The sequence below is a fragment of the Streptomyces sp. CB02056 genome, assembly GCF_001905545.1.
Classification (GTDB): domain Bacteria; phylum Actinomycetota; class Actinomycetes; order Streptomycetales; family Streptomycetaceae; genus Kitasatospora.
This window is the reverse complement of record NZ_LIPD01000007.1, coordinates 292,480-307,879: the sequence shown is the minus strand read 5'-3', so window position 1 is coordinate 307,879 and position 15,400 is coordinate 292,480. Positions and strand designations below refer to the sequence as shown.

Genomic DNA, 15,400 nt, shown 5'->3' with positions numbered 1-15,400 from the left:
GGTGTGGACTCCGGTGCGGGGCAGGTGGGTTGGTGTGGTTCCGGGGGCTCCCGGGGGAGCCCGGGTCACCAGGCGATCGGCAGCTCGTGGACGCCGTAGATGAGCATCTCGCCGCGGAAGCGGACCTCCTCGAACGGTACGGTCAGGCGCAGTCCGGGCAGTCTGCGCAGGATGGTGGCCAGCGCGATCTGCAACTCCAGCCGGGCGAGCGGCTGTCCCAGGCACTGGTGGGCGCCGAAGCCGAAGGCCAGGTGGCGGCGGGCGTCGCGGGTCAGGTCGAGCTCGTCGCCGTCGGGGAACTCCCGCTCGTCCCGGTTGGCGGTGTTGACCATGCAGATGACGCCCTCGCCCGCCGCGATCCGCACGTCGCCCAGGTCGACGTCCTCGGCGGCGACCCGGGTCACGCCGGAGTGCACGATGGTCAGGTAGCGCAGCAGCTCCTCGACCGCGCCGGGCACGGACTCGGGGTGCTCGCGCAGGTGGGCGAGCTGGTCGGGGTTGCGCAGCAGGGCGAGCACGGAGAGCGCGGTCATGTTCGCCGTGGTCTCGTGTCCGGCGATCAGCAGCAGCCGGCCCATGTCGCCGATCTGCTGGGTGCTCAGCTCGCCGCGCTCCACCAGGCGGCTGAGGATGCCGTCGTCGGGGTGGGTGCGCTTGGTCTCGGTGAGCCCGATCAGGTAGTCGACCAGCTTGGCCTGGGCGTCGGCGACGTCCTCGGCGGCGGAGTCGCGGCGCAGCAGGACGCGGCTGCACTCCTGGAAGAAGTCGTGGTCCTGGTAGGGGACGCCGAGCAGCAGGCAGATGACCAGGGACGGCAGCGGCAGGGCGAACTCGTGGACGAGGTCGGCGCCGGAGCGTCCGTCGGTCATCCGGTCCAGCAGGTCGTCGGCGATCCGCTGGATCTCCGGGCGCAGCGCCTCGACCTTCTTGATCATGAACTCGCCGGTCAGCATCCGGCGGAAGTGGGTGTGCTCCGGGGCGTCCATCCGGATGATGGTCGGCCGCCCGGTGTTCAGCTGCCGGGCGCCCGCGCTGATGAACGGGTAGCCGGGCCGGGTGGAGTCGGAGCTGAACCGGGCGTCGGAGAGGACGGCCTTGACGTCCTCGTGACGGGTGACCAGCCAGCTGGTGGAGCCGTCCCACAGGGTGACGCGGCTGACCGGCTCCTCCTGCCGGGCCTGGTCGTAGGCGGGCGGCGGGGCGAACGGGCAGGTGCCGCGGGCGGCGGGGTGGGTGAATCGGGGGGTCTTCTCGGCGGTGGCCATCGGTGGATCCCCTTCCGGGAGTCGAGCCGTGGGCACCTAGTTACGTGCCCAAAGCAACTAACTGAAAGTCACGCTAACTCGCGTTCCGTGGTGGCGAAAGGGCGGATCGGGTGACGGCCGAAACTGTCCGAAACCCGGCGCCGCCTCCCCGTCCCGGCCACCGCCCGGACCGGATCGCTACAGTTCCCCCATGTCGGACGAAGAAGACGCCGAAGACGACCGGACCACCGCCTGCCGGCCGCAGGGCCCGAACGGCCTGGACGGCCTGGAGGACGTCCTGGCCACCCTGGCCTACCTGCTGACACGGTCACAGGAGCACGAGCGCCGCACCGCCAAGGCCGGCATCACCGCCGCCCGCTCGGACGTCTACCTGCTGCGCGCGCTCGCCGAGCGCGCGGAGGCCAGCCGGGTGAGCGACCTGGCCGACCGCCTGATGGTCAAGCCCTCCCACGTCACCCGCCAGATCGACCGCCTCCAGGGCCAGCAGCTGGTGGAACGCAGCCAGGACACGCAGGACCGGCGGGCCCGCCAGGTGGCCATCACCCGCGGCGGACGGGAAGTGCTGGACCGCCTGAAACAGGCCAACATCATCGGGCTCGCCGACGCGCTGGACGGCATCCCCGAGGCGGACGTCGTCACCACCGCCACCGTGCTGCGCCACCTCATCGACCGGTACGTGCACCGGGTGCGCGCCACGGGGGCCGACGACGACCCGCTCCCGGACCGGACGGACGGCGCCGCCGGCGCACCGGCTCCGGCCACGGGGCCCAGAACGGCCGCGTACCAAGGCGGTTGAGCCGGGGGAGCGCCCGGGTACGTCCTCCGGCATGTCGGACGAGAAGAACCGCGCCGTGGCCGAGGCGATCCTCCCGCTGGTCGGCGGCGCCGCCAACATCCGCTCGGTCGCCCACTGCATGACCCGGCTGCGGCTGGGCCTGGCGGACCGCGCCCTGGTCGACACCGAGGCGCTCCGGGCGCTGCCGGAGGTCCTGGGCACGGTCGAGGACGACACCTACCAGATCGTGCTCGGGCCCGCCGCCGTCGCCGGGGTCACCGAGCGGCTGCGCCGGCTCCTGGAGCCCCCCGGCCCGGCGGCCTCCCCCACCGCCGAGGACCTCGCCGGGCGCGGCGAGCGCATCCGGGCCCAGGCCCGGGTGCGCAACGCCACCCCGGTGAAGCTGGCGCTGCGCCGGATCGCGAACATCTTCGTCCCGCTGATCCCCGCCCTGATCGGCTGCGGGATCGTCGCCGGCCTCTCCGGGGCGCTCGCCAACCTCGGCTGGGCACCGGCGCTGGTCACCGCCCTGGGCCCGGTCTCCTCCGGGTTCATGTCGCTGATCGCGGTCTTCGTCGGCTACAACACGGCGAAGGAGTTCGGCGGCACGCCCGTGCTCGGCGGCGCGGTGGCCAGCGTGATCGTCTACGCCGGGGTCGCCAAGGTGGAGGCCTTCGGCCACCACCTCACGCCCGGCCAGGGCGGCGTGGTCGGCGCACTCGGCGCCGCACTGCTGGCCGTCCACCTGGAGCGCTGGACCCGCCGCCTGGTGCCCGCAGCCCTGGACGTCCTGGTCACCCCCACCGTCACCGTCCTGCTCGGCGGGCTGGCCGCGCTGTTCGGCCTGATGTACGTCGCCGGGGAGGTCTCCACCGCCATCGGCCACGCCGCCACCTGGCTGCTCGCCCACGGCGGCCTGCTCGCCGGACTCGTGCTCGGCGGCCTCTTCCTGCCGCTGGTGATGCTCGGCCTGCACCAGGCGCTGATCCCGATCCACACCACCCTGATCCAGCAGCAGGGCTCCACCGTCCTGCTGCCGATCCTCGCCATGGCGGGCGCCGGACAGGTCGGCTGCGCGGTGGCGGTCTACCTGCGGCTGCGCCACAACGCCTCGATCCGGGCCACCATCAGGTCCGCGCTCCCGGCCGGCCTGCTCGGCGTCGGCGAGCCCCTGGTCTACGGCGTCACCCTGCCGCTGGGGCGCCCCTTCGTCACCGCCTGCGTCGGCGGCGCGGCCGGCGGCGCCTTCATCGGGGTGGCCGGACAGCTCGGCGACGCCGTCGGCTCCACCGCCATCGGCCCCTCCGGCTGGGCCCTCTTCCCGCTCCTGGCCGGCCCGCACGGACTCCTCGCGAGCGCCGCCGTCTACGGCGGCGGGCTGCTGACCGGCTACCTCGCGGGCTTCCTCGCCACCTGGTTCTTCGGCTTCACCCGCGAGACCCTCGCCGAGTACAACGCCGTTGCCCCGGAGGGGGGTTCGGAATAGCCGCCGGGCCGCCGCCGAAGGGGATCGGCGGCGGCCCGGCGGTCAGGTGGCCAGGAAGCGCTCCCGGTGGACCTGTTCGGGCGGCACCCCTGCGGAAGCGGCGGTGCGCAGCACGGCGTCGACCAGGGGCGGCGGGCCGCAGACGTACAGGTCCGGTGCGGCGCCGCCGAGTTCGGGCAGGGCGGCGGCCAGCAGGTCGGCCGGGGTGCCGGTCGGGCCGGACCAGTCGGGGCCGGGCCAGCGGACGCAGACCTCGTACCGGAAGCCGGGCAACTCGGCGGCTACGGCGGCGAGTTCGTCCAGTCCGAAGACGTCCCGCGGCTCGTTGACGCCGAGGAACAGCCGGGCGGGTTGCGGATCCTGCCACTCGGCCATCCGGCGGACCATCGCCAGCAGCGGGGCCAGGCCGGTGCCGCCGGCCAGGAACCAGCGCGGCCGCAGGCCGGTCTCGTGCAGGCCGAAGGCGCCCTGCGGGCCGTGCACGGTGAGCCGGTCGCCTGGGCGGGCCCGGTCGGCGAGGTAGGAGGAGAAGTGCCCGCTCTCCCGCAGCCGGACGTAGAACTCCAGCCGGCCCTCCCAGTTGCCGGTGTTGGCGGGGGAGTAGGCGCGCTTCACCTCGCTGCCGGGTGTCTGGAGCTCCATGAACTGCCCCGGGTCGAACTGGCAGTCCGGGTCGTCGAGGCGCAGCTCCAGCCGCACGGTGTCCGGGGTGACCGGGTCCACCGCCGTGACGGTGGCCGCGCGGACCGGGACGGCGCCGTACAGGACGCGGGCCTGCTCGTACGGCAGGGCGGCGGTCAGCGGACCGCGCGGGAAGGTGCGGCAGAGCAGCACCTCGCCGCGCTCGCGCCCGTCCGGCGGGAGGGCCTGGTCGCTGTGCGGCCCGAGGTCGTACGGTCCGTCGGTGACGGAGGCGTGGCAGGAGCCGCAGGTGCCCCGGCGGCAGGAGGCGGGCAGGGCGGCGCCGGCCTCCGCCGCGGCCTCCAGGACGCTGCGGCCGGGGGCGCAGTCGAACTCCAGCCGGCCGCCGTCGGTGGTGGTGAGGGTGACGGGGTGGGCGTGCCCCGCGCTCACGACGCCGTCCGTTCGAGCGCGGCGGCCAGGTCGGCCGCCGGGTCGCCGGCCACCCGTAGGCCGAACCGCTTCACCAGCTCGTCGACCAGGGCGGGGGTCAGGAAGCCGGGCAGCGAGGGGCCGAGGTGGATGTCGCGGATGCCCAGCGCGAGCAGGGTGAGCAGCACCGCGACGGCCTTCTGCTCGGTCCAGGACAGCGCCAGGGTGAGCGGCAGGTCGTTGATGTCGCACTCGAAGGCGTCGGCGAGCGCGGTGGCGATCCGGATGGCGGAGTAGGTGTCGTTGCACTGGCCGAGGTCGAGCAGCCGGGGGAGGCCCGCGATCTCGCCGAAGTCGTGCCGGTTGAAGCGGTACTTGGCGCAGCCGAGGGTGAGCACCACGCTGTCGCGGGGCGCGCCGAGGGCGAGGTCGGTGTAGTAGTCGCGGCCGGGGGTGGGGCCGTCGCAGCCGCCGATCAGGAAGAAGTGCCGGATGTCGCCCTGCCGCACCGCGTGGACGACCTGGTCGGCGACCGCGAGCACGGCGTCCCGGCCGAAGCCGACGGTGACGGCATCCTCCTCGGCGGCGGTCTCCGGGAAGCCGGGCAGGGCGTGGGCGGCCTGGATCAGCGGGCGGAAGTCGTGGTCGGCGAGGTGCCGGACGCCGGGCCAGCCGACCGGTCCGGCGGTGAAGATCCGGCGGCGGTAGGCGGCGTGCGGCTCGATGACGCAGTTGGAGGTCATCAGGACCGGGCCGGGGAAGGCGGCGAAGTCCCGCTGCTGGTCCTGCCAGGCGCCGCCGTAGTTGCCGGCCAGGTGCGGGTGGGCCTTGAGCAGCGGGTAGGCGTGGGCGGGGAGCATCTCGCCGTGGGTGTAGACGTTGATGCCCTGGCCCCTGGTCTGCACCAGGAGGGCCTCCAGGTCCCGCAGGTCGTGGCCGCTGACCAGGACGGCCTTTCCGGCGACCGGGGTGGTGCGGACGGCGGTGGGCCGCTGGGGCCCGTAGGTGCCGGTGTTGGCGGCGTCGAGCAGTTCGATCGCCGCGAGGTTGAGCCGGCCGAGGCCGACGGCGCGTTCCAGCAGCTCGGCGGGGTCGGTCGGCTCGCCGGCCAGGTAGGCGAGGGCGTCCTCGACGCCGCCGAGCACCTCGGCGCTGCGGCGGCCGAGCACGTCGGCGTGGTGGGCGTAGGCGCAGATGCCCTTGAGCGCGTAGAGGTGGAGTGCGCGGAGCCCGACCACCTCGGGCCCGACCAGGGGGAGCCCGATGTCCACCCGGACGCCCGACGCCTGGCCGACCAGGGCGCCGGGGTCCGCGGCCGGGGCCCAGGCGGCCGGGCCGGTGAGCGTCTCCGGCTGCTGCCCGGCGGCGCGCGCGGCCCGCTCGTACCGGTCCCTGGTCCGGTTCCGGACGCCGACGGCCAGCTGGATCAGGGCGGCGAAGCGGGTGGGGTTGAAGTTGACGTTGGTGAGCGTGGTGAAGAGCGCGTACAGGACGAAGGCCGCCGCCTCGTCGTCCGGGTCGCCGAGGGCGCGCGCCTTGGCGGCGTACTGGGAGATGCCCTTGACCGCGTGGACCAGCAGGTCCTGGAGGTCCGAGGTGGGGGAGTCCTTGCCGCAGTTGCCGATCGGACCGGCGCAGCCGGGGGTGGCGCCGGTGCGGTCGGTCTGTTCGCACTGGTAGCAGAACATGCGGGTCCTCCGGGGACTGGTGGTGTCGTTCGGTGGCGGTGGGCGGACGGGGCCTCGACGAGTCCAGGATGGGGCCGCCGTTGACGGCGCGTCAGGGCCGGAGGGCCCCAATCCGGGGTCGGGAGACCCAGCCGCCCGGCGTCCGCCGCGTCCGATCGGGTGTACGTGTGCGGCGTTCAGACGAAACGGCTGGCGGGTCGCCGCTGCTCGGGGCTCCGGCGAGAACACTCCGAGGGTTGTTGTTCGGTTCATATGAGGAAAGGACTGTGGTGAAGCCCAGTCAGAATCAGGCGACCGCCGTCGGCTGGAGACGAAGGCTCGGCAGGGTGATGGGATCCGCCCTGGCCCTGACGCTCGTCCCCTTCGGCATGTCGCTCATCGCACCGTCGGCCGCCCAGGCGGCCGGCCTGCCGGGCGGCCTGGGGCCCTGCCTGGGCGCGGACTGTCCGGCGACGTTCCCCCCGGTCAACAACGGTCCCTTCGCGGGCCGCGACGCCGGGGTGAACGTCTTCGTCGGCGGCGACTTCAACGTCCGGGGCTCGGCCGCCGAGGCCGAGGGGCACGTGGTGACCCTCGGCAACTTCGACATGAGCAAGGCCGCCGGGGTCAGCTCCGTGTACAACATCGGCATCGTCGGCGTCGGCTCGCGCGTCCCCCCGCCGAACGGCGCGGACTTCCTCACCGCCGGCGGCAACGTCACCGTGGCCCCGGGGCAGTCGCTCCTGGCCGAGGGCGGCGTCGTCCGCTACGCGGGCGCCACCACGGGAACCGTCACCGGCACGAAGGTCCACGACCCGCAGGCCGTGGCCGCCTACGCGCCGCTGCGCGGCGAGCTGCAGACGGCCAGCGCGTGCTACGCCGGGACCGGCACCCCCCGCCCGGCCACCGGAACCGCCGTCAACCAGGGGTACCAGACCCTGTTCACCGGCGACGGCACCTCCGCCCTCCAGGTCTTCAACGTCGACTTCGACATCGTCGGCCGCGGCGGCGGGACCCAGGGGGTCACCTTCGCCGGCATCCCCGCGAACGCGACCGTCCTGGTCAACCTCGTCGGCGACGCCCGCACCATCAACACCTACAGCGGCAGCCTCGCGGACACCGACCCGTGGAACCAGCTGCGCGAGCGCCTGCTGTGGAACTTCCCCACCGCGACGACCGTCACCCTGACCGGCTCGGGGCAGTTCCAGGGCAGCGTGCTGGTCGGCAACCCGGCCAGCACCGCCACGATGAACCTGCCCGGCCTGAACGGACGGTTCTTCACCACCGGCTCGCTGCTGCACAACTCCGGTCTGGGCATGACCGGGACCGAGTTCCACGCCTACCCCTTCAACGGCGACCTCCCGGAGTGCGGCAACCCGCCGGCCCCCACCGCCTCGACCAGCGTGACCAAGGTCGACTCGGCCACCGGGCAGACCCTGGCGGGCGCCACCTTCCAGCTGTGGAAGGAGAGCAACGGCGTCGCCGGCCTGCAGACCACGGGCACCACCCCGGACACCAAGGTCGGCGCCCCCTGCACCACCGGGCGCAACGGCGTCTGCTCCACGGCCGACCTCCCGCTGGGCACCTACTACTGGGAGGAGACGGCGGCGCCGCCCGGGTACGACCTGCCCCAGCCGCCGGTGACGACCGTGGTCCTCGGCACGAACGGGCAGACCGTCCCGGTCACCGTCCAGGACACCACGAGCCCGGTCGTCGAGACCGGGGCCACCAGTGTGACCAAGGTCGACTCCGCCACCTCGCGGCCGCTGGCGGGGGCGACCTTCCAGCTGTGGCACGAGACCAACGGCGTAGCGGGCCTGCAGACCTCCGGGGCGACCCCGGACACCGCCGTCGGCTCCCCGTGCGTCACGCCCGCGTCGGGCGTCTGCTCGGCGTCCGGACTCCCGCTGGGTACCTACTACTGGCAGGAGACGGCGGCGCCGCCCGGGTACGACCTGCCCGGGCTCAACGTGACCACGGTCGTGCTGAACACCAACGGGCAGAGCGCCCCGGTCACCGTCGCCGACACCCCGGCCGCCGCTCCGACCGCCTCGACGAGCGTGACCAAGACCGACTCCGACAGCGGGCAGCCCTTGGCGGGGGCGACCTTCCAGTTGTGGCGTGAGACCAACGGCGTCGCCGGTCTGCAGACGTCCGGGGCGACCCCGGACACGGCGGTCGGCTCCCCGTGCGTCACCCCGGCCTCCGGTGTCTGCTCGGCGTCGGGCCTCCCGCTGGACACCTACTACTGGCAGGAGGTCTCGGCGCCCGACGGGTACGACCTGCCCGACCTCAACGTGAACACCGTGGTGCTGGACGCGAACGGGAAGAACGTCATGGTCACCGTCGCCGACGCCAAGACCATCGCTCCCACCGGGTCCACGTCCGTCACCAAGACCGACGCGGCCACCGGACAGCCGCTGGCGGGGGCGACCTTCCAGCTGTGGCACGAGACCAACGGCGTGGCCGGTCTGCAGACCTCCGGGGCCAACCCGGACACGGCGGTTGGCTCCCCGTGCGTCACGCCCGCGTCGGGGGTCTGCTCGGCGTCCGGGCTCCCGCTGGGTACGTACTACTGGCAGGAGACGGTGCCGCCGCCCGGGTACGACCTGCCGCAGTCCCCGGTGACGACCGTCGTCCTCGACACCAACGGGCAGGACATCCAGCTCCCCGTCCAGGACACCCACTCGACCGCCCCCACCGGGTCCACCTCCGTCAAGAAGACCGACGCCGCCACCGGACAGCCCCTGGCGGGCGCCACCTTCCAGCTCTGGCACGAGACCAACGGCGTTCCGGGCCTGCAGGCCACCGGCCCGAATCCGGACACGGCGGTTGGCTCCCCGTGCGTCACCCCGGCGTCGGGGGTCTGCTCGGCGTCCGGGCTCCCGCTGGGTACGTACTACTGGCAGGAGACGGTGCCGCCGCCCGGGTACGACCTGCCGCAGTCCCCGGTGACGACCGTCGTCATCGACCTGGGCCGGCCGAACGTCCAGGTCCCCGTCCAGGACACGCAGACGCCGACCGCCCCGAGCGGGTCCACCTCCGTCAGGAAGGTCGACGCCGACAGCGGGCAGCCGCTGGCGGGCGCCGTGTTCCAGCTGTGGCGGGAGAGCAACGGCGTGGCCGGTCTGCAGACCACGGGGGACAACCCCGACACCGCCGTCGGCCCGCCGTGCACGACCCCCGCGTCGGGCGTCTGCTCGGCGGACCACCTCCCGCCGGGTACCTACTACTGGCAGGAGGTCTCCGCACCCGAGGGCTACAACCTGTCGCGGCCCTCGGTGACCAGGGTCGAGCTGACCGGGGACCACGCGTGCGTGACGGTCACGGTCGAGGACAGCAAGTGTCCGCCGCCGCCGTGCCCGCCCACCCCCTGCCCGCCGGGCGACGAGTGGAGTCCGTACGTGCGCTTCACGCCCGTGCCGGGCTTCCTCTGGGGCGCGGACGCCTGACCGCATGACCGGCCCGTGCCCGCCGAAGCCTCCGCGCTTCGGCGGGCACGGGCCCGCCCGGACGGCGCCCCGGACGGCCCTGGGCCCTACGATGGCGCCATGAGCGGGAGCCTTCAGGTGTCAGGTGCGCACCATGCGCAGGAGCGACGGGACGACGAGCGGCTGGAGGCCGCGGCCGGCATCCTGGCGCTGCTCGCGGACCGCACCCGGCTCGCGCTGCTCCAGCGGCTGAGCGCCGGCGAGGCCGACGTGACCACGCTCACCGAGGCGGCCGGAGCCCCCCGGACGTCGGTCAGCCAGCACCTCGGCAAGCTCCGGCTGGCGGGCCTGGTCACCACCCGCAAGGACGGCCGGCGCGTCGTGTACGCGCTGCGCCACGGCCATCTGCGCCGGCTGGTCGACGAGGCGCTGAGCGTCGCCGACCACCAGATCGGCGAGCTCCCGCCGCACGACTGAGCGGATCCGTACCGGCCCGTGCCCTCCGGGGTGCGGGCCGCTTTCCCGGCGCCGCCTTCCCCTCGTCGCCTTCCGGGCCGCTTTTCCGGTCAACATGTGCACATGCGTGCACATGTTGACCTATCCTGGACGTGTCGTCCTACCGCGTCCAGTCCGAGCGGGGTCCTCATGCTCTCCGTGCTGCGCAACCGCACCTATCTGCACCTGTTCGCCGCCCAGATCGTCGCCCTGGTGGGCACCGGCCTCGCCACCGTCGCGCTCGGCCTCCTCGCCTACGACCTCGCCGGGGCGGGCGCCGGATCCGTGCTCGGCACCGCGCTGGCGATCAAGATGCTCGCGTACGTCGGCATCGCCCCGGTGGTCACCGCGCTGGCCCACCGCATCCCGCGCCGGCGGCTGATGGCCGCCTCCGACCTCACCCGGGCCGCCGTCGCCCTCACCCTGCCCTTCGTCACCGAGGTGTGGCAGGTCTACGTCCTGATCTTCGTCCTGCAGTCCGCCTCGGCGGCCTTCACCCCGGCCTTCCAGTCGGTGATCCCCGAGGTGCTGCCCGAGGAGCGCGAGTACACCCGCGCCCTGTCGCTGTCCCGGCTCGCCTACGACACCGAGAGCCTGGTCAGCCCGGTACTGGCGGGCGCCCTGCTCGCGCTGATCAGCTACAACTGGCTGTTCTGGGGAACCGCCGCCGGGTTCCTCGCCTCCGCGGCCCTGGTGCTCTCGGCCGTGCTGCCCAAGCCGCTGCGGCCGGAGCCGCTTCGGTCGGTGCAGGAGGGGGCCGGCGACGGCGTCCTCGCCAGGTCCGTCCGCGGCACCCGGCTGTTCCTCGCCGTGCCCCGGCTGCGCGCGATGCTCGCCCTGGACCTCGCGGCGGCCGCCGCCAGCGCCATGGTGATCGTCAACACCGTCGTCTACGTCCGCGGTCAGCTCGGCCGCCCCGCCACCGACGTCCCGATCGCGCTCGGCGCCTACGGGGCCGGGTCGATGGCCGTGGCGCTGCTGCTGCCCCGGGTGCTGGACCGGGTGCCGGACCGGATCGTCATGCTCCCGGCGGCCTTCGGCATCGTCGGGCTCTTCGCCCTGCTCGCCGTGCTCACCGCCGCCGGGCCGGGCGCCTGGCGCTGGCCCGTCCTGCTCGCCGTCTGGGCCGTCCTCGGCGCGGCCGGCTCGCTGATCCTCACCCCCACCGGCCGCGTCCTGCGCGACTCGGTGGCCGCCGAGGACCTGCCCGCCGTCTTCTCCGCCCAGTTCTCCCTCTCGCACGGCTGCTGGCTGCTCACCTACCCCCTGGCCGGCTGGCTCGGCGCCACCCTGGGCCTCACCGCGGCCTCCGCCGCGCTCGGTGCCGTCGCCCTGGCCTCCGGCCTGCTGGCCGCCCGCGCCTGGCGCGGGGTGCCGGGGGCGACGGCCGCGGCCACGGTCGCGGCGAGCGGGAAGCGCGGCGTCGCCGTCACCCGCTGACCGGACGGGCAGCCAGGGGCCGGGGTTCGCCGGGGCCGGTCGAGCCCCCGCGCGCTTTTGTCATGCGCAAGTTTGACGGGGTGTTACCAGCAGGTAGTCTCTGGGTGTCTCGTAGGCGAACAGCACGACGCCTGCCACGTTCTGAAGGATCCTCACGTGTACCGACCCGGCTCCCGCCGACCCCGCCGCGCCCTGCGCGGCGCCCTCGCCGCCGTCGCGGCCAGCACCCTGATCACCGTCCTGTCGGCCGCGCCGTCCCATGCCGCCCCCGCCCCCGCACAGGGCGCGGACACCACCCACATCGACGCCGTCGAGCAGGTGCTGCGCCAGCTGTCGCCAGGCCTGGAGGGCACCGTCTGGCAGCGCACCGACGGCAACGCCCTGGCCGGCGCCGACCAGGCCGGCGGCCCCGCGAACTGGCTGTTCCAGACGCCCGGTTGCTGGGGCGACGCCACCTGCGCCGACCGGCCCGGCACCCGCGCGCTGCTCGCGAAGATGACCGCCGACGTCTCCGCCGCCACCCGGACCGTCGACGTCTCCAGCCTCGCGCCGTTCCCCGACGGCGGATTCGAGGACGCCCTGGTCGCCGGGCTCAAGGCCTCGGTCGCCGCCGGGCACCGCCCGGTGGTGCGCATCCTGGTCGGCGCGGCGCCGCTGTACAACGCCAACGTGCTGCCGTCGCGGTACCGGGACGACCTGGTCGCGAAGCTCGGACCGGCCGCCCCGTCCGTCAGCCTCAACATCGCCTCGATGACCTCCTCGCGCACCGCCTTCTCCTGGAACCACTCCAAGCTCCTGGTGGTCGACGGACGCACCGTCCTCACCGGCGGCATCAACGGCTGGAGCAAGGACTACCTCGACACCTCGCACCCCGTCTCGGACGTCGACCTCGCGCTCACCGGCCCCGCCGCGACCTCCGCCGGCCGCTACCTGGACACCCTCTGGGAGTGGACCTGCGGCCGGACCGGCCTCCTCGACAACGCGTGGTTCGCCTCCTCGGACGGCGGCGCCTGCCGCCCGTCGATCGAACGCGAGCTCAACCCGTCCGCCCCCGCCGCCGGGAACGTCCCGGTGATAGCCGTCGGCGGCCTCGGCGTCGGCATCAAGGACGCGGACCCCTCCTCCGGGTACCGGCCCGGTCCCGTCCCCGGCGCGGCGGACGCCAAGTGCGGCCCGCTGACCCTGCACGACAACACCAACGCCGACCGCGACTACGAGACCGTCAACCCCGAGGAGAACGCCCTGCGCGCCCTGGTCGGCAGCGCCCAGCGGCACATCGAGATCTCCCAGCAGGACCTGAACGGCACCTGCCCGCCGATCTCGCACTACGACTCCCGGCTCTACGACACGCTGGCCGCCAAGCTGGCCGCCGGGGTCAAGGTGCGGATCGTGGTCAGCGACCCGGCCAACCGGGGCACCGTGGGCAGCGGGGGCTACTCGCAGATGAAGTCCCTCGCCGAGATCAGTGACGTCCTGAAGGCCCGGCTCACCGCGCTCACCGGCGACCGGGGCAAGGCCGACGCGGCCCTCTGCGGCAACCTCCAGCTCGCCTCCTTCCGTGCGGCCCCCACCGCCACGTGGGCCGACGGGCACCCGTACGCGCTGCACCACAAGCTGGTCGCGGTCGACGACTCGGCCTTCTACATCGGCTCGAAGAACCTGTACCCGGCCTGGCTGCAGGACTTCGGCTACATCGTCGAGAACCGCAACGCGGCCGCGCAGCTCGACCGCGACCTGCTCGGCCCCGAGTGGAAGTACTCGCAGGCCGCCGCGACCGTCGACTGGTCCACCGGGACCTGCCGCGCCTGAGGTCGAGGCCTGAGGCCCGGCGCCTGATGGCCGGCCGGCGGGTTCCCTGCTCGGGCCGCCCGGGGCGGGCGCTGCTCATGGCGGCGCCCGCCCCGCTCTGCTCTCACCCGGGGGTTACGCCCGTACGAACCCGTGGCTGCGCTCCACCTTCGCCACGTGCAGTGTGTAGCTCTCGTACCAGTCGGCCCGCCCGCGCTTCTGCGCGGAGCGGTGCTCGGCGTTGGTCCGCCACTCCGTGAGGGCGTCGGCGTCGCGGAAGTACCCGACGGTGATGCCCAGTCCGCCGGGCGTCTGCGCGTGGTCCATCCCCAGGTACCCGGGGATGTCGTTCACCAGCTCTTCCATGCGGGCGTTGGTCTCGCTGTAGTCGCTCTGGTCCTGCGTCCGGACCGTGGTGAAGACGGCCACGTAGTACGGGGGTTCAAAGGCCTGGACGGGTGCGACGGGTGCTTCGGAGTGATCACTCATGCCGCCACCGTAGGGCGGCACGCGTCCGGTGATCCAGTGTCTTTACCGAACGGTGGAACAAGGGTTCGGGATCTTGACCGAAGCCGTCCGGGCCCTCCCGCGGCGGCCCGGACGGCGCGGTACGCGGCTGCTCAGAGGCCGAAGCGGGCCCGGTGGGTGGCGGGGACCAGGTCGGCGTACTCGGGGTGCTTGGTGATCCAGCCGCGGATGAAGGGGCAGTAGGGGAGGACGGCGAGGTGCTGGTCGCGGGCCGTGTCCAGGGCGGCGCGGGCCAGTCGGCCGGCGAGGCCTCGGCCCTCGAAACGGGGGTCGATCTCGGTGTGGATGAAGGCGATCTCGTCGCCGGAGCGGTGGTACTCGGCGAAGCCGGCGAGTTCGCCGCCGTCGTGGATCTCGAAGCGGGACTTCTCGGTGTTGTCGGTGACGGTCTGCTCCACGGTTCCTCCTCGGGTGCGGCGGGTCGCCTCGGCGGACGACCGCTGGTGGCCGGCGCCGCTGGGAGCAGCATAGTTGAATCCTCAACATTTGTCTGCCGCGACGCGCGGGGCGGGTGGGTGTGGACGGTCTCAGCCCGAGACGGTCCGCCCGGTGCGGTACGGCGCCAGGAACGTCGTCAGGGCGGAGAGCATCGCCTCCGGGGACTCCTCGGCGGGGTAGTGGCCGCACTCGGGGAGGACCAGGGTCTCCACGTCGTCGGCGGCCAGCCGCATCGTCGCGCCGACCGAGGCGCCGAGGTTCGCCGCTCCGCCGATCGCCAGGACGGGGAGGGAGAGCCGTCGGGCCGCGCGCTGCCGGTTCTGGGCGATGGTGGTGTCCAGTGCCCGGTAGAACTCGAAGCTGCATCGCAGGGCCTGCGGATCGGCGGCGAGGATGTCGACGTAGTGCCGGACGGCGTGGTCGGGCAGGGGCTTCGCGGCCTTCGTGGCGAACTGGTGGCCGAAGTAGAGGTGCTCCCGCCCGGCGACCAGCTGCTCGTTGACGCCGGCGAGGCGGTTGAAGGCGAAGTGCCAGAGCCGGTCGTTGGCCTCCTGGCTGCCGAAGAGCGGCGGCGTGGGGGAGAGTCCGGGGATCGCGGCCTCGGCGACGGCCAGGCGTTCGAGCCGGTCGGGGTGGTCCGCGGCCAGGGCGTAGCCGGTCCACATGCCGACGTCGTGTCCGACCATGGCGAACCGGTGGTGCCCGAGCGCGTCCATGAGCGCCACCAGGTCGCGGGCGAGCGTGCCGGTGGCGTACCCGTCCAGGGGCTTGTCGGACAGCCCGACGCCGCGCGGATCGACGGCGACGACCTGGAAGTCCCGTGCCAGCGCGGGCATCAGGAGGCGCCAGGCGTACCAGGTCTGCGGCCAGCCGGCGAGCAGCAGCAGTGGCGGGCCCTCGCCGCCGGTGACGGCGTGCAGGCGCAGGTGCCCGGTGTCGACGTACCGGCTGGTGAAGGTCCGCGCGAATCCGGCCGGGAGGTTCGGTGCCCCGGCGACGGAGCCGGGGCCTTCGGGCGTGGGTGACTGGCTCAT

12 protein-coding genes are annotated in these 15,400 nt (G+C 73.7%); 6 read left to right on the top strand and 6 right to left on the bottom strand.

All coding sequences use genetic code 11. The features are described 5' to 3' along the window. Positions 1–65: 65 nt before the first annotated feature. Positions 66–1,265 (bottom strand): cytochrome P450, encoded by a 1,200-nt coding sequence (locus AMK13_RS20215; RefSeq protein WP_074003509.1) that lies wholly within the window; start codon positions 1,263–1,265, stop codon positions 66–68. A 190-nt stretch (positions 1,266–1,455) separates the two neighbouring features. Between AMK13_RS20215 and AMK13_RS20210 the strand changes: the two genes are divergently transcribed. Both AMK13_RS20210 and AMK13_RS20205 read left to right on the top strand, forming a co-directional pair. Further along, a complete protein-coding gene (locus AMK13_RS20210; RefSeq protein ID WP_063780231.1) occupies positions 1,456–2,061 on the top strand; it encodes a MarR family winged helix-turn-helix transcriptional regulator in 606 nt (201 codons plus the stop codon). A gap of 31 nt (positions 2,062–2,092) precedes the next feature. Next, a complete protein-coding gene (locus AMK13_RS20205) occupies positions 2,093–3,526 on the top strand; it encodes a PTS transporter subunit EIIC (RefSeq protein ID WP_074003508.1) in 1,434 nt (477 codons plus the stop codon). Between the two features lie 42 nt (positions 3,527–3,568). On the opposite strand, the gene AMK13_RS20200 is transcribed toward AMK13_RS20205, so the two are convergent. Both AMK13_RS20200 and hcp read right to left on the bottom strand, forming a co-directional pair. After that, the gene (locus tag AMK13_RS20200) at positions 3,569–4,600 is read right to left on the bottom strand and encodes an FAD-binding oxidoreductase (protein ID WP_074003507.1); all 1,032 of its coding nucleotides are present in this window, start codon (positions 4,598–4,600) and stop codon (positions 3,569–3,571) included. Continuing rightward, positions 4,597–6,267 carry a hydroxylamine reductase gene (gene hcp, locus AMK13_RS20195; protein WP_074003506.1) on the bottom strand — a complete coding sequence of 557 codons (1,671 nt, stop codon included), beginning with the start codon at positions 6,265–6,267 and terminating at the stop codon, positions 4,597–4,599. The genes AMK13_RS20200 and hcp overlap by 4 nt, the downstream gene beginning before the upstream one ends. A 329-nt stretch (positions 6,268–6,596) precedes the next feature. On the opposite strand from hcp, the gene AMK13_RS45005 reads away from it, so the two are divergent. The 4 genes from AMK13_RS45005 to AMK13_RS20175 all read left to right on the top strand — a co-directional run bounded on the left by AMK13_RS45005 (position 6,597) and on the right by AMK13_RS20175 (position 13,421). Further along, positions 6,597–9,698, top strand: coding sequence for a SpaA isopeptide-forming pilin-related protein (locus tag AMK13_RS45005; RefSeq protein WP_074003505.1), 3,102 nt, complete (start codon positions 6,597–6,599; stop codon positions 9,696–9,698). A gap of 99 nt (positions 9,699–9,797) precedes the next feature. Beyond that, positions 9,798–10,154 carry an ArsR/SmtB family transcription factor gene (locus AMK13_RS20185; protein WP_049654374.1) on the top strand — a complete coding sequence of 119 codons (357 nt, stop codon included), beginning with the start codon at positions 9,798–9,800 and terminating at the stop codon, positions 10,152–10,154. Between the two features lie 168 nt (positions 10,155–10,322). Further along, positions 10,323–11,612, top strand: a complete 1,290-nt coding sequence (locus AMK13_RS20180) for an MFS transporter (protein ID WP_143204582.1) — start codon at positions 10,323–10,325, stop codon at positions 11,610–11,612. A gap of 156 nt (positions 11,613–11,768) precedes the next feature. Next, positions 11,769–13,421, top strand: a complete 1,653-nt coding sequence (locus AMK13_RS20175) for a phospholipase D-like domain-containing protein (RefSeq protein ID WP_241852964.1) — start codon at positions 11,769–11,771, stop codon at positions 13,419–13,421. A 114-nt stretch (positions 13,422–13,535) separates the two neighbouring features. Here AMK13_RS20175 and AMK13_RS20170 read toward each other — a convergent pair whose 3' ends face one another. From AMK13_RS20170 to AMK13_RS20160, 3 genes are all read right to left on the bottom strand, one after another. Then, complete coding sequence (locus AMK13_RS20170) at positions 13,536–13,889, bottom strand: antibiotic biosynthesis monooxygenase family protein (protein ID WP_074003504.1); 354 nt, start codon at positions 13,887–13,889, stop codon at positions 13,536–13,538. 131 nt (positions 13,890–14,020) lie between these two features. Further along, a complete protein-coding gene (locus AMK13_RS20165; protein WP_049653355.1) occupies positions 14,021–14,326 on the bottom strand; it encodes a GNAT family N-acetyltransferase in 306 nt (101 codons plus the stop codon). 129 nt (positions 14,327–14,455) lie between these two features. After that, positions 14,456–15,400: an alpha/beta fold hydrolase gene (locus AMK13_RS20160; protein WP_074003503.1), complete on the bottom strand. Its 945-nt coding sequence runs from the start codon at positions 15,398–15,400 to the stop codon at positions 14,456–14,458.

Coding starts and splice junctions, on each gene's coding strand:
- AMK13_RS20215 (WP_074003509.1), bottom strand. CDS start 1,265: ATGGCCACCGCCGAGAAGACCCCCCGATTCACCCACCCCGCCGCCCGC.
- AMK13_RS20210 (WP_063780231.1), top strand. CDS start 1,456: ATGTCGGACGAAGAAGACGCCGAAGACGACCGGACCACCGCCTGCCGG.
- AMK13_RS20205 (WP_074003508.1), top strand. CDS start 2,093: ATGTCGGACGAGAAGAACCGCGCCGTGGCCGAGGCGATCCTCCCGCTG.
- hcp (WP_074003506.1), bottom strand. CDS start 6,267: ATGTTCTGCTACCAGTGCGAACAGACCGACCGCACCGGCGCCACCCCC.
- AMK13_RS45005 (WP_074003505.1), top strand. CDS start 6,597: ATGGGATCCGCCCTGGCCCTGACGCTCGTCCCCTTCGGCATGTCGCTC.
- AMK13_RS20185 (WP_049654374.1), top strand. CDS start 9,798: ATGAGCGGGAGCCTTCAGGTGTCAGGTGCGCACCATGCGCAGGAGCGA.
- AMK13_RS20180 (WP_143204582.1), top strand. CDS start 10,323: ATGCTCTCCGTGCTGCGCAACCGCACCTATCTGCACCTGTTCGCCGCC.
- AMK13_RS20170 (WP_074003504.1), bottom strand. CDS start 13,889: ATGAGTGATCACTCCGAAGCACCCGTCGCACCCGTCCAGGCCTTTGAA.
- AMK13_RS20160 (WP_074003503.1), bottom strand. CDS start 15,400: ATGAGCCAGTCACCCACGCCCGAAGGCCCCGGCTCCGTCGCCGGGGCA.